Genomic DNA, 13,761 nt, shown 5'->3' on the forward strand with positions numbered 1-13,761 from the left:
CTGTCAGCCGGCCATTGCCTTGCCACGAGAGGCGGGTTGCGGAGCGGCTGACGCCGTGGCATGCGCGGCCAGCGCCGTCATGATCTCGGCGGCGGCCAGTGCCGCGATCACCTGCGGGCGCTTGTCCTTGACCGTTTCACCGCCGATCGGCGAGACCAGGCGGGCAAATTCCGCCTCGCTGCCGTCCGTTGACTTCAGGAACCAGCTCCTGAACGTCGCCTTTTTGGTCTTCGAGCCGATCATGCCGACATAGGCGGCATCCCGGCGTTTCAGCGCCTCGGTGGCGATCAGGAAATCCAGCGCGTGGTCGTGGGTGAGGACGACGAAGGCGCTCCCGGGCGGAGCCTCGCGCACCACAGCCTCGGGCATTGGCGTCAGGCTGGTTTCGACCGTGTCCGGCATGCCCTCCAGCGCCTCGACCCGCGTCTCGACAACGACGACACGGACCGGCAGCAAGGCCACCGCCGAGGCCAACGCCTGGCCGACATGACCACCGCCGAAGATATAGACATGCGGCAGTTGAGCCTCCTCGGCTTCCGCGGCCGCAATCAGCTCTTGCGCCAACGCAGCGTCGACCAGCCGGATCGACACCTCGACCCTGCCGCCGCAGCACTGGCCGATTTCGGGTCCGAGCGGGATATCGAGCGTGGCGCTGACATCCCTCCCCCTTGAGGCGAGGGCGGCGGCGAAGCCGTCGGGTCGGGTCGCCGCGGCAGTGCTCGACGCTCTGGCGATGCCTTCTGAGACGACGCCCTCTGGCCGCTTCGCGGCCTGCCCTTCCGTATGGCTCCGGTCGTTCGTCGCGCAAAAAGCCAAATCGTTGGCTTTTTCTCGGCCATTGGCCGACCTCTCCTCACCCTCCTCAAGGGGGGAGAAAAGCATCTGCCGCGCCTTGTCGATTGCCATGTATTCGAGTTGGCCGCCGCCGATCGTGCCAAAACTTGCCGCGCCCGAGACGAGCATGAAGGCGCCCTTCTCGCGCGGCGTCGAACCTCTTGTCCCGGCCACCTCGACCAGGGCGACCCGGCCGGCGTCGGCAAGAAAGGCTTTCAAGCTTTGCACTTTCGAGGTCATCATTCGCATTCCCTATCGGAAAATATAGAGTTTTCGGCCTGAATTGCACGCTTTCTGGGATTCCAAAGACTGGTCACGTGCTGGTCTTGGCTTCCCTCTTCAGCCGTTCGATCGCCATCAGCACACGCTCCGGCGTCGCCGGTGGATCGAGGCGCGGGCAGATCCGGTGGTCGGCAACGCTCGCCACCGCATCCGACAGAGCATGCAGCACCGACATGCCGAGCGGGAGCGGCGGCTCGCCGACCGCCTTGGAGCGGTGCACCGTCGGCTCGTGCGCCTCAGGCCAGTCGGCCAGTGTCACGTTAAAGATCTTCGGTCGGTCCGAGGCCAAGGGGATTTTGTAGGTCGACGGCGCATGGGTGCGCAGCCGGCCCTTGTCGTCCCACCAAAGTTCCTCCGTCGTCAGCCAGCCCATGCCCTGGATGAAACCGCCCTCGACCTGGCCGAGGTCGATGGCGCGGTTCAGCGAGCGGCCGGTCTCGTGCAGGATGTCGGTGCGCTCGACCATGTATTCGCCGGTCAGCGTGTCGACCGACACTTCCGAGCACGCGGCGCCGTAGGCGAAATAATAGAAGGGGCGACCCTCGCCCTTGTCGCGATCCCAGTGGATTTTCGGCGTCTTGTAGAAGCCCGCCGCCGAAAGCTGGATTCGGGCCATGTAGGCCTGCCTGACGAGATCGGCGAAGGCGATCTCCTGGTTGCCGATGCGCACCCGGTTGGGCAGGAACAGCACCTGGTCGCGTGGCACCTGGTATTGTTCGGCGGCGAAATTGGTCAGCCGCTCTTTGATCTGCCGGGCTGCGTTCTGCGCCGCCATGCCGTTGAGGTCGGAACCTGACGACGCGGCGGTCGCCGAGGTGTTCGGCACCTTGCCGGTCGTCGTTGCGGTGATCTTGACCTGGTCGAGGTCGATCTGGAACTCTTCCGCCACAACCTGCGCCACCTTGACGTAGAGGCCCTGCCCCATTTCGGTGCCGCCATGGTTCAGATGCACCGAACCGTCGGTGTAAACATGCACCAGCGCGCCGGCCTGGTTGTAATGCGTAGCGGTGAACGAGATGCCGAATTTGACCGGCGTTAGCGCCAATCCGCGCTTGATGAAGCGGCTGTTTGCGTTGAAGGCTTCAATGGTGCGGCGACGCCGCGCATAGTCGCAACTCGCCTCCAGTTCGGCGACGATGCGGTGGATGATGTTGTCTTCGACCGTCTGGTGATAGGGCGTGACGTTGCGGTCTGAGGTGCCATAAAAGTTCTTCTTGCGGATCTCGAGCGGGTCCTTGCTAACGGCAAAGGCGACCTCGTCGATGACGCGCTCGGCCCCGACCATGCCTTGCGGCCCGCCGAAGCCGCGGAAGGCGGTGTTCGACACGGTGTTGGTGTAGAGCGGTGCCGATTGCGCATGAACCGCCGGCCAGAAATAGGTATTGTCGCAGTGGAACAGCGCGCGATCGGTGACCGGGCCTGAAAGGTCCGCCGAGAAGCCGCAGCGCGCCGCGAACATGAAATCGACGCCGAGAATATTGCCCTCGTCGTCGAAGCCAACCTCGTAATCGACCAGAAAGTCGTGGCGCTTGCCGGTGGCGATCATGTCGTCGTCGCGGTCGGGCCGGATTTTAACCGCGCGGTGGTGTTTTTTCGCAGCAATCGCCGCGAGCGCGGCAAATTGGTTGCCTTGCGTTTCCTTGCCGCCAAAGCCGCCGCCCATACGGCGGATCTCGACCGTGACGGCATGGCTTGGCACGCCGAGCGCATGGCTGACCATGTGCTGGACTTCGCTCGGATGCTGGGTGGAGGAATAAATCGTGACGTCCTGATCCTCGCCGGGAATGGCCATGGCGATCTGGCCTTCGAGATAAAAATGGTCCTGACCGCCGATGCGCATTTTTCCCTTCAGCCGGCGCGGCGCCGCTTTGATCGCAGCCGCTGCATCGCCGCGCCTCAGGGTCAACGGCGGCGTGACCAGCTTGTCCTTGCTGGGATCGAGCACGCCGACGTCGGTGACGAAGGGCAATTCCTTGTATTCGACCTTGGCCAGCCTTGTGGCGCGGCGCGCCTGCTCGCGCGTTTCGGCGACGACGCAGAAGATCGGCTGGCCAAAGAATTGTACCTTGCCGTCGGCCAGCACCGGCTCGTCGTGACGGCCGGTCGGCGAAATGTCGTTTTCACCCGGCACGTCGCTCGCCGTCAGTACGTCGACGACACCGGGTGCTGCGCGCACCGCCGACAGGTCCATGCTGGTGATGGTGGCGTGCGCGGCCGTCGAAAGCCCGAGGCAGCCATGCAGCGTGCCTGATGATTCCGGCATGTCGTCGATATAGACGGCCGTGCCGCTGACATGCTTGTGCGCAGAATCATGGCGCTGGTCGGCGGCAACGCCACCGGAAATTTTTTGCGCCTTGAGGTTGGGAGCGTGCTTGGTCATCACGCCGCCTCGTGCCGCGAAACCTGGATCGGCGCCTTGGTGCCGCTGGTCTCGGCAAAGAAGCGCAACAGCAGGTTCCGTGCCGCTAGCGCCCGATATTCGGCGCTCGCCCGCATGTCGGTCAGCGGGGTGAAATCCCTGGCATATTCGGCCATCGCCGCGTCGACTGTCGCCTCGGTCCAGGGCCTGCCGAGCAACGCCTTTTCCACGCTGAAAGCCCGCTTGGGCGTTGCCGCCATGCCGCCATAGGCGATGCGGATATCCGTCACCATGTCGTCGCTGGCCAGGGTCAGCAGGAATGCGCCAAGTGCTGCGGTGATGTCCTCGTCGCGACGCTTGGTGATCTTGTAGACCCCAAACTTCGTGCCTTTCGCGGGTACCGGGACATGCACGGCCTCGACGAACTCGCCCGGCTGCCGGTCCTGCTTGCCATAGGCGATGAAGAAATCTTCGAGCGGGATCGTCCGCCGCTTGTTGCCCCGGCGCAGCGTCAGCTGCGCACCGAGTGCAATCAGCGGCGGCGGCGTGTCGCCGATCGGCGAGCCATTGGCGATGTTGCCGCCGATCGTACCCATATTGCGCACCTGATCGCCGCCGATGCGATCGAACAGCGTCCCGAGCGCCGGGATGCGTTTCGCCAGCGTCGAAAAGGCCTCCGTATAGGTGACACCGGCGCCGATCGAGATGACGCCCTTGTCCTCGGAAATCGCGCAGAGCCCGTCGAGATTGCCGATGAAGATCGCCGGCGAAATCTCGCGCATATGCTTGGTCACCCACAGGCCGACATCGGTCGAACCGGCAACGATGGTGGCGCCCGGCTCCTTGTCCAGCACGGCGGCGAGGTCGTCGGCATCGGCCGGCACGACCAGCCGCTGCTTGCCGGCGCCGATCTCGATGCGCTCGCCGTCTTTCATGGCCGCAAGCTTCTCGGCGATCGCCTTGCGCTCCGCAGCCAGCGGGTCCTTTGCCGCCTTGCCGTAGCTGGAGATGGCACGCGCGGCGCGGACGATCGCCTCGTAGCCGGTGCAGCGGCAGAGATTACCCTGCAGCGCCTTTTCGATGGCCGCATCCGACGGCTCCGGCGACCGCATCCACAGAGCGTAAAGCGACATGACGAAGCCCGGCGTGCAGAAGCCGCATTGCGAGCCGTGAAAGTCGACCATGGCCTGCTGCACCGGATGCAGCCTATCGCCGTCGCCACGCAGATGCTCGACGGTCACGACATGCGTGCCATCGAGCGAACCGAGGAAGCGGATGCAGGCATTGACGCTTTCATATACCAGCCGGCCGGCTGAGAGCCTTCCGATCAGCACGGTACAAGCGCCGCAATCGCCTTCGGCGCAGCCTTCCTTGGTGCCTCGCAGCGTGCGCTCGAGCCGCAGCCAGTCTAGCAAGGTCTCCTCAGGCGCGACCCTGGTCAGCGCAACATGCTCGCCATTGAGGATGAAGCGTATCTCATTGCGTGTCTTGAGCCCGGCCATGTGTCAGCTCCCTCGATAAGTCGAATAGCCGTAGGGCGATATAAGCAGCGGCACATGATAGTGCACCAGCTCGGCCATGCCGAAGCGGATCGGCACGCTGTCGAGGAAGGCCGGTTCCGGCAGCCTCAATCCCTGCCGGCGCAGATAGTCGCCGGCCGCGAAGACCAGCTCGTATTCGCCGGTGCGGAATTCCGCGTCGGCAAGCAGCGGCGCGTCACAGCGGCCGTCGGCATTGGTGACCGTCGTCTTCAGATGCGTCCGCATATCGTCGTTGATGCGGTAAAGCTCGATCGACAGACCTGCCGCCGGCCGGCCGGTCGCGGTGTCGAGGACATGGGTCGTCAGACGTCCGCCTTCGGCTTTCGACGTTTCCGCCACTGGCTGCTCCCATTCCCGGTACAGTCGAACATGCCCGGTACAGCCGAACATGTTTGACGAATTGTGCGCCAATTAAAGGCGATGCATAAGTCCCGGTCGAGCGGAGTGCTGCAAAAACACTTTCAAAATTTTCGGGGGAATGCGCAAACGGCGCTTTCGACTATCCTGATCACACAATCCGGCAGGAGCAACGATGCGGTACGAACGAGACATGCGCGGCTACGGCGCCAATCCGCCGGATCCGAAGTGGCCTGGCGGGGCGCATGTCGCAGTGCAGTTCGTCGTCAATTACGAGGAAGGCGGCGAGAACTGCGTCCTGCATGGCGACAAGGCTTCGGAAGCCTTCCTGTCCGAGATCGTCGGCGCCGCGCCATGGCCCGGGCAGCGCCACCGGAACATGGAATCGATCTACGAATATGGCGCCCGCGCCGGCTTCTGGCGATTGCTGCGCCTGTTCACCGAGGCTGAGGTACCGGTCACCTGCTACGGCGTCGCCACAGCGCTGGCGCGCTCGCCCGACCAGGTCGCAGCGATGCAGGAGGCCGGCTGGGAAATCGCCTCGCACGGGCTGAGATGGATCGACTACCGCGACCATGCGCCGGAGGACGAGCGCCGCGACATGGAAGCGGCGATCCAGCTGCACTACGAGGTCACTGGGGCGCGGCCGGCAGGCTGGTACACCGGCCGCACGTCGATCAACACCGTGCGGCTGGCGGCGGAAGAAGGCGGCTTCGACTATGTGTCGGACACTTATGACGACGAGTTGCCCTACTGGTTCGAGCATGACGGGCCGGACGGGTCGACAAAGCCGCAGCTCATCATCCCCTATACGCTCGATGCCAACGACATGCGCTTCGCCACGCCGCAGGGCTTCAACTCGGGCGACCAGTTTTTTGCCTATCTCAGGGATAGTTTCGACACGCTCTACGCCGAGGGCAAGGCAGGCAGGCCGCGCATGATGAATATCGGCCTGCACTGCCGCCTCGTCGGCCGGCCGGGCCGGGCCGCGGCGCTGAAGCGCTTCGTCGACTACGTCAGATCGCACGACAGGGTCTGGTTGGCGCGGCGCATCGATATCGCTAGGCACTGGCAAGAGACCCATCCCTTCCGGCCGCCGGCGCTGCGCCCGTCGAAAATGGAGTTCGAGGCCTTCGTCCATGCATTCGGTGCCGTGTTCGAGCATTCGCCGTGGATCGCCGAGCGCGCCTTCGAACTGGAACTCGGCCCGGCGCATGACAGTGCCGGCGGCCTCCACAATGCGCTGTGCCGCGTCTTTCGCGGCGCCAGCGAGGCCGAGCGGCTCTCCGTGCTCAAGGCCCATCCCGACCTTGCCGGCAAACTGGCGCAGGCCAAGCGGCTGTCGGCGGAATCGACGAGGGAACAGGCTTCCGCCGGGCTCGACGCGCTGACCGACAAGGAGCGGGAGTTGTTCTCCAAACTCAATGCCGCCTACGTCACTTCCTTTGGCTTTCCCTTCATTGTCGCGGTGAAAGGCAAAACCAAGGCGGAAATCCTGGCAGAGTTCGAGGCGCGCATCGGCAACAGCCACGACGTTGAATTCGACACCGCCTGCAAACAGGTCGAGCGCATCGCACTGCTCCGCCTCAGGGACATACTCCCGCGATAGGCTTTGGCTTCCGCAATAGGCTTTGAACTTATGGATATGGTGTGAAAATGGCCGACCGATTCTACTACGCGCCGCAGGGCGGCCACCCCGGCCAGAGTGAGCTGCTGACCGGCCGGGCTGTCTTCACCGAGGCCTATGCGGTCATTCCACGGGGCGTGATGCAGGACATCGTCACCAGCGCCCTGCCGTTCTGGGAAAAGACCCGCGTCTGGGTGCTGTCGCGCCCGCTGTCCGGCTTCGCCGAGACGTTTTCGCAATATATCGTCGAGGTCGCGCCCGGCGGCGGCAGCCACCGGCCTGAACCGGATGCCGGCGCCGAAGGCGCCTTGTTCGTGGTTGAGGGCGAGCTGACCGTTTTGCTTGCTGGCGAGAAACATGTCCTGCAGCCGGGTGGCTTTGCTTTCCTGCCGCCGGCCAGCGGATGGACCGTTCGCAACGAGAGCGGTGCTGCTGTCCGCTTCCACTGGATCCGCAAGGCTTACGACGCCGTCGAGGGCATCGATGTACCGCAAGCCTTCTTCGCCAAGGAACGAGACACCGCGCCCACGCCGATGCCGGGCACCGAAGGCAGATGGGCGACGACGCGCTTCGTCGATCCGGCCGACATGCGCCACGACATGCATGTCACCATCGTCACGCTTGAGCCGGGCGCGGTCATCCCGTTCGCCGAGACTCATGTGATGGAGCACGGTCTCTACGTGCTGGAAGGCAAGGCGGTCTACCGCCTCAACCAGGACTGGGTCGAGGTCGAGGCCGGCGACTATATGTGGCTGCGCGCCTTCTGCCCGCAGGCCTGCTATGCCGGCGGTCCCGGAAAATTCCGCTACCTGCTTTACAAGGACGTCAACCGGCATGCCCAGCTTGGCGGCGCCGGCGTCGCGAGGCGCGCGCCATGACCCGAATCGTCGCCCGGCCGCTGACCCGCGAGACCTTCGCCGAATTCGGCGACGTCATCGATATGGGCGGCGACAATCACTATCCGATCAATGGCGGCAAGGCCGAGCGCTATCACGACCTCGCCACCGCCGAAGCGTTGGGGCCGAATGCGCGCGTGCTGATCTCCATGGTGCGCGGCACGCCTTACGATTTTCCGCTGAAGCTCACCATGGTCGAGCGTCACCCGTTCGGCAGCCAGGCTTTCATCCCGCTGTCGCCACGGCCGTTCCTGGTCGTCGTCTGCCATGATGGCGACGACGGCCCTGGTGAGCCGCACGCCTTCATCACCGCGCCCGGGCAAGGCATCAACTATCCGCGCAATCGGTGGCACGGCGTGCTGACGCCGATCGGCGAGGCCCAGGACTTTCTCGTCGTCGACCGCGGTGGCGACGGCTCCAATCTCGAAGAGTGCCATTTCTCGCACGCCTACGAGATCGATCTCCCCGACGGGACCGCCTGATGGCCGACGTCTCGCTGATCGATCGCCTGCTCGACGTGATCGAGCACGACATCATACCGAAGACCACCGAAGGCGTCGCCCACGGCAATAAGCTGTTCGGCGCGGCGATCCTGAGAAAGGATGATCGCTCGCTGGTGCTCGCCGAAACCAACAACGAGACGGAAAGTCCGCTCTGGCATGGCGAGGTGCATTGCCTAAAGCGGTTCTATGAAATGCCGAAGGCCGAGCGCGTCGATACCAAGGACGCGATCTTCCTCGCCACGCACGAACCCTGCTCGCTGTGCCTGTCGGCGATCACCTGGACCGGTTTCGATAATTTCTACTATTTGTTCAGCCACGAGGATTCGCGCGACAGCTTTGCCATCCCTCACGACCTGAAGATCCTGAAGGAGGTCTTCACCCTCGACCCCGGTGGCTACAATGCCGAGAACGTCTATTGGAAGAGCTTTTCGATCCGCAAACTGGTGCGGTCGTTGTCCGAGGCCGAGCGCCCGCGGCTGGAAGCGAGAATCGGCAAGATCGCCGAGCGCTACGACGAATTGTCCGGCGCCTATCAGGCGAGCAAGGCCGAAAACGACATTCCGTTGAATTGACGCGGATTGACCAGCCGAATTCGTTGGCTGGCCCACGACGCGGCAGGCTCGGGCTCCATCATGCGGCCAGCCAGGAGCGCCGCATGAAAACCGTCACAGAATTTCCCCGCAAGGTCGTCGAATTTCCTGACATGGGCATCGTCATGCCGGATGGCTGCCGGCTGTCGGCGCGGGTATGGATGCCGGCCGATGCTGCCGACGATCCGGTGCCGGCGATCCTCGAGCACCTGCCCTACCGCAAGCGCGACGGCACGATCTTTCGCGATCAGCTGACGCATCCCTATTTCGCGGGCCACGGCTACGCCTCGATCCGCGTCGACATGCGTGGCAATGGCGATTCCGAAGGGCTGATGGATGACGAATATTCCGAGCAGGAATTGCAGGACGCTTGCGACGTGATTGCCTGGGCGGCGGCCCAGCCCTGGTGCAACGGCAGTGTCGGCATGATGGGCATCTCCTGGGGCGGCTTCAACTGCCTGCAGACGGCTGCCAAGCAGCCGCCGGCGCTAAAGGCAGTCATCAGCCTGTGCTCGACCGTCGACCGCTATGCCGACGACATCCACTACAAGGGCGGCTGCCTGCTGATCGAGAATTTCGGCTGGGCCTCGACCATGCTGTCCTATTCCTCGCGGCCGCCGGATCCGCTGCTGGCCGGCGACGTCAGGTGGCGCGACCTGTGGCTGACCCGGCTGGAGAACCAGCCCTTCCTGGCGCCGCTGTGGCTGAAGCATCAGCACCGCGACGCCTATTGGAGGCGCGGCTCGATCTGCGAGGACTATTCGGCCATCCAAGCTGCGGTGCTGTCGATCGGCGGCTGGCATGACGGCTATCGAAATACCATTTCCCATCTCGCCGCCAATATCGAGGCGCCGGTCAAAGGGATCGTTGGTCCCTGGATCCACAAATACCCTCACTATGCCGCACCCGAACCGCGCTTCGGCTTCCTGCAGGAGGCCTTGCGCTGGTGGGACCGCTGGCTGAAGGACATCGACACCGGCGTCGAGGACGACCCGGCCTACCGCGCCTATGTCATGGACAGCGTCCGCCCCGCACGCTGGCATCCGGAGCGGCCGGGCCGCTGGGTCGCGGAACCGGTGTGGCCGTCGTCTGATATCAAGACGCAGGAAGTCGAGCTGATCGCAGAAGGCAGCAAGCCGAGCATAGTGGCTTCACCGCAAAGCTGCGGCCTTGCCGGCGGCGAATATTTTCCCTTCACGTTCGGCCCGGAATTGCCCGGCGAGCAGCGCCCCGACGATGCACTATCGGTGTGTTTCGACCAGCCGGCGCTGACTGAGGCGATCGACATTGTCGGCGCACCGGAAGTGCTGGTCAGGGTTTCGTCCGACCGGCCTCAAGCGAACATCGCCATCCGGCTGTGCGATGTGCATCCGGACGGCGCATCGGAGCTGATCTCCTACGGCGTGCTCAACCTGACGCACCACAACTCGCACGAATTCCCGCAAGCCCTGGTGCCGGGCGAAACCGTCAGCGCCCGGGTGGTGCTCGACCAATGCGCCTATCGCGTGCCATCAGGCCATCGCCTGCGTATTGCCGTTTCGAACGCCTACTGGCCGATGATCTGGCCATCTCCGGAACCGGTCCGGCTCGACCTGTCGGCGGCGACGCTGAAATTGCCGCTGCGCCCGCTGGCGCAAGGCGATGAAGTCACGTTCCCCACGCCCGAGGCAGCATCGCCTTGGGCGACCGAAACGATCCGCGCTGCCAATTCCGAACGTCATGTCGATCGCGACGAAAAGACCGGAATTGTCACGCTTTCCATCGTCGACGATTTCGGCGAGGTGCGCGATCTGGAGCATGGCCTCGCCAATGGCAGCATCGCGCGAGAGACATGGGCGATCCATCCCGACAATCCGCTGTCAGCGTCGGGCAAGACGCATTGGACGCAGACGCTGTCGCGAAATGGATGGTCGGTGCGCACCGAAACCTTCGCCGAGATGCGGTCCGACGCGCAAAACTTTATGGTTAACGCCAGAATCGAAGCCTATGAAGGCGAGAAACTGGTTTTCGAGCGCAATTTCGAAGAGAAAATCCCGCGCGCTCTGCTTTGAGCGCTTATGCGGATTGGTCCAATTGCGACGTGCGATTTACGCCACGGCATGTCGCATTCGGTCTTGCTTACGGCGTTCCGTTGCGGTCATTATTCTCCTCACAAGAAACGATAAAAAACGACCACAAGGTCGAACCAACAGAGTGAGGAACTCAACATGTCGAACGAACTGGAATTTCTTAGCCGGCGCGTCGCATCCGGCAAACTGAGCCGTCGTGATTTTCTCGGCCGGGCGGCAGCACTCGGCGTCACCGCGACGTTCGCCAACTCGCTGCTTTCAAGCGCGGCGCGCGCCGCGGGTCCGGTCAAGGGCGGCACGCTGAAGGCCGGCCTGGTCGGCGGCGAGTCCACCAACAGCCTCGATCCGGCCCTGTTCATGACCCAGGTGCCGTTCGCCTTCGGCAAGATGTGGGGCGAACTAATCGTCGAGCTCTCCCCGGAAGGCAGTCTCGAGAACCGCATTGCCGAGGAGATCGGCTCGTCGGACGACGCCAAGGTCTGGACGCTGAAGATCCGCGACGGCGTCGAATTCCACAATGGCAAGACGGTGACCGCCGAGGACGTGGCGGCGACGCTCGAACGCCATTCGGACGAGAAGTCGAAGTCGGGCGCGCTCGGCTACATGAAGGGCATCGAGAGCATCAAGGCCAGCGGCAAGGAAGTCGTGCTGACGCTGAAGGAAGCCAATGCCGACCTGCCCTATCTGCTCAGCGACTACCATTTGATCGTCCAGCCCAATGGGGGCAAGGACAAGGCCGATGCCGGCATCTCGGCCGGACCCTACAAGATCACCATCAACGAGCCCGGCGTGCGCCATGGCGGCGAGCGCTTTGCCAATTACTGGCAGGGCGACAAGATGGGCCATGCCGACCAGATCGAGATCATCGTCATCAACGATGCCACTGCGCGCACCTCGGCCCTGCAGGGCGGCCAGGTCAACATGATCAACCGCGTCGAGCCGAAGATCGTCGACCTGATCAAGCGCCTGCCCGGCGTCACCATCCGCAATCATGCGGGGCCGGGTCACTATGTCTTCATCATGCACTGCGACACAGCGCCGTTCGACAATAACGACCTGCGCATGGCGCTGAAGCTGGCGATCGACCGCGAGGAGATGCTCGACAAGGTTCTCAGAGGCTATGGTTCGCTCGGCAACGACTTCCCGATCAATGCGTCCTATCCGCTGTTCACTGAGATCGAACAGCGCAAGTATGATCCCGACAAGGCCAAGTTCCACTTCAAGAAGTCGGGTCACGACGGCGCGGTGCTGCTCAGGACCTCGGACGTCGCCTTCCCCGGCGCCGTCGACGCTTCCCAGCTCTTCCAGCAGAGCGCCGCCAAGGCCGGTATCCAGATCGAGCTCAAGCGTGAACCGGGCGACGGCTACTGGAACGAAGTCTGGAACAAGCAGCCCTTCTGCGCCTCCTACTGGGGCGGCCGCTCGACCCAGGACCAAATGTATTCGACCGCCTATCTGTCGACGGCCGACTGGAACGATACGCGTTTCAAGCGCCCGGATTTCGACAAGATGGTGCTGGTGGCCCGCGCCGAGCTCGACGAGACCAAGCGCAAGGCGATGTACCACGACATGGCTGTCCTTGTGCGCGACGAGGGCGGCCTGATCCTGCCGATGTTCAATCAGTTCATCGACGCGACGGGCGCCAAGGTCGCCGGCTGGGTCGACGATCCGCATCAGGAACTGATGAACGGGTACGCTCTGGCAAAGTGCTGGCTCGAAGCCTGAGCCTGGCCTTGCGGATATGTCCTCACCCATCATGAAACTGGTGGCCCAGCGCATTGCGCTGGGCATTCTCCTGCTGTTGGCCGTATCGGTCCTGATCTTCGCCGGCACCCAGATCCTGCCCGGCGACGTCGCCCAAGCTATTCTCGGGCAGTCGGCGACACCGGAGTCGCTCGCCAATCTGCGCGAGCAGCTCGGCCTCAACGATCCGGCCTTTATCCGCTATTTCCGCTGGCTCGGCGGCGTCGTGACCGGCGATCTCGGCACCGCCATGTCGAGCGGGCAGGATATTGCGGCGTCGATCAAGGGGCGGTTGTGGAACACGCTGTTCCTCGCCTTCTGGGCGGCGGTCGTGGCCGTGCCGCTGGCGATCGTCCTCGGCCTGATCGCAGTGCGTTACCGCAATGGCTGGGTCGACAAGCTGATCTCCGGACTGGCGCTTGCCTCGACCTCGTTTCCCGAATTCTTCATCGGCTACGTGCTCGTCTATTTCTTCGCCGTGAAATACCAGATCTTCCCCGGCATCTCGACAGTCTATGACGGAATGCCTTTCGGCGAGCGCATGCAGGCGATCATGCTGCCGGCGGCGGCACTGACGCTGGTGGTGCTCGCCCACATGATGCGCATGACGCGCGCCGCTATCCTCAATGTCATGCAATCGGCGTATGTGGAAACCGCCGAGCTCAAGGGGCTTTCGGCATTCGCCGTCATCCGCAGGCATGCCTTTCCCAATGCGATTGCGCCGATCATCAACGTCGTCATGCTCAACCTCGCCTATCTGATCGTCGGCGTCGTCGTGGTCGAAGTGATCTTCGTCTATCCGGGCATGGGCCAATATCTCGTCGACCACGTCACCAAGCGCGACGTGCCGGTGGTGCAGGCGGTCGGCCTGATCTTCGCCGCTGTCTACATCAGCTTGAACATCATTGCGGACATAGCGGCGATCGTCGCCAATCCGCGTCTCAGACATCCGAAATAGGG

The 13,761-nt window shown here is 63.5% G+C and carries 11 protein-coding genes; 7 read left to right on the forward strand and 4 right to left on the reverse strand.

All coding sequences use genetic code 11. The features are described from left to right. Window positions 1-3: 3 nt before the first annotated feature. From xdhC to uraH, 4 genes are all read right to left on the reverse strand, one after another. Window positions 4-1,074 carry a xanthine dehydrogenase accessory protein XdhC gene (gene xdhC / locus ACWTU8_RS13430; protein WP_455849053.1) on the reverse strand — a complete coding sequence of 357 codons (1,071 nt, stop codon included), beginning with the start codon at window positions 1,072-1,074 and terminating at the stop codon, window positions 4-6. A gap of 73 nt (window positions 1,075-1,147) precedes the next feature. Then, window positions 1,148-3,496: a xanthine dehydrogenase molybdopterin binding subunit gene (gene xdhB / locus ACWTU8_RS13435; protein WP_455848553.1), complete on the reverse strand. Its 2,349-nt coding sequence runs from the start codon at window positions 3,494-3,496 to the stop codon at window positions 1,148-1,150. Continuing rightward, window positions 3,496-4,977: a xanthine dehydrogenase small subunit gene (gene xdhA, locus ACWTU8_RS13440; protein ID WP_455848554.1), complete on the reverse strand. Its 1,482-nt coding sequence runs from the start codon at window positions 4,975-4,977 to the stop codon at window positions 3,496-3,498. Before xdhA ends, xdhB begins: the two co-directional genes overlap by 1 nt. A gap of 3 nt (window positions 4,978-4,980) precedes the next feature. After that, window positions 4,981-5,355, reverse strand: coding sequence for a hydroxyisourate hydrolase (uraH, locus tag ACWTU8_RS13445; protein WP_029347558.1), 375 nt, complete (start codon window positions 5,353-5,355; stop codon window positions 4,981-4,983). A 193-nt stretch (window positions 5,356-5,548) separates the two neighbouring features. Between uraH and puuE the strand changes: the two genes are divergently transcribed. The 7 genes from puuE to ACWTU8_RS13480 all read left to right on the forward strand — a co-directional run bounded on the left by puuE (window position 5,549) and on the right by ACWTU8_RS13480 (window position 13,759). After that, the gene (gene puuE, locus ACWTU8_RS13450; protein ID WP_455848555.1) at window positions 5,549-6,982 is read left to right on the forward strand and encodes an allantoinase PuuE; all 1,434 of its coding nucleotides are present in this window, start codon (window positions 5,549-5,551) and stop codon (window positions 6,980-6,982) included. Between the two features lie 47 nt (window positions 6,983-7,029). Continuing rightward, a complete protein-coding gene (locus tag ACWTU8_RS13455; protein WP_455848556.1) occupies window positions 7,030-7,878 on the forward strand; it encodes a bifunctional allantoicase/(S)-ureidoglycine aminohydrolase in 849 nt (282 codons plus the stop codon). Next, complete coding sequence (locus ACWTU8_RS13460; protein ID WP_455848557.1) at window positions 7,875-8,378, forward strand: ureidoglycolate lyase; 504 nt, start codon at window positions 7,875-7,877, stop codon at window positions 8,376-8,378. Before ACWTU8_RS13455 ends, ACWTU8_RS13460 begins: the two co-directional genes overlap by 4 nt. Further along, window positions 8,378-8,971 (forward strand): nucleoside deaminase, encoded by a 594-nt coding sequence (locus tag ACWTU8_RS13465; RefSeq protein ID WP_455848558.1) that lies wholly within the window; start codon window positions 8,378-8,380, stop codon window positions 8,969-8,971. Before ACWTU8_RS13460 ends, ACWTU8_RS13465 begins: the two co-directional genes overlap by 1 nt. Before the next feature lie 83 nt (window positions 8,972-9,054). After that, window positions 9,055-11,040: a CocE/NonD family hydrolase gene (locus tag ACWTU8_RS13470; protein WP_455848559.1), complete on the forward strand. Its 1,986-nt coding sequence runs from the start codon at window positions 9,055-9,057 to the stop codon at window positions 11,038-11,040. A gap of 156 nt (window positions 11,041-11,196) precedes the next feature. Beyond that, window positions 11,197-12,783, forward strand: coding sequence for an ABC transporter substrate-binding protein (locus ACWTU8_RS13475; RefSeq protein WP_455848560.1), 1,587 nt, complete (start codon window positions 11,197-11,199; stop codon window positions 12,781-12,783). Between the two features lie 16 nt (window positions 12,784-12,799). Then, the gene (locus ACWTU8_RS13480; protein ID WP_029347547.1) at window positions 12,800-13,759 is read left to right on the forward strand and encodes an ABC transporter permease; all 960 of its coding nucleotides are present in this window, start codon (window positions 12,800-12,802) and stop codon (window positions 13,757-13,759) included. The last annotated feature ends 2 nt before the right edge of the window (window positions 13,760-13,761 follow it).

It is taken from the genome of Mesorhizobium sp. BHbdii (assembly GCF_053848045.1).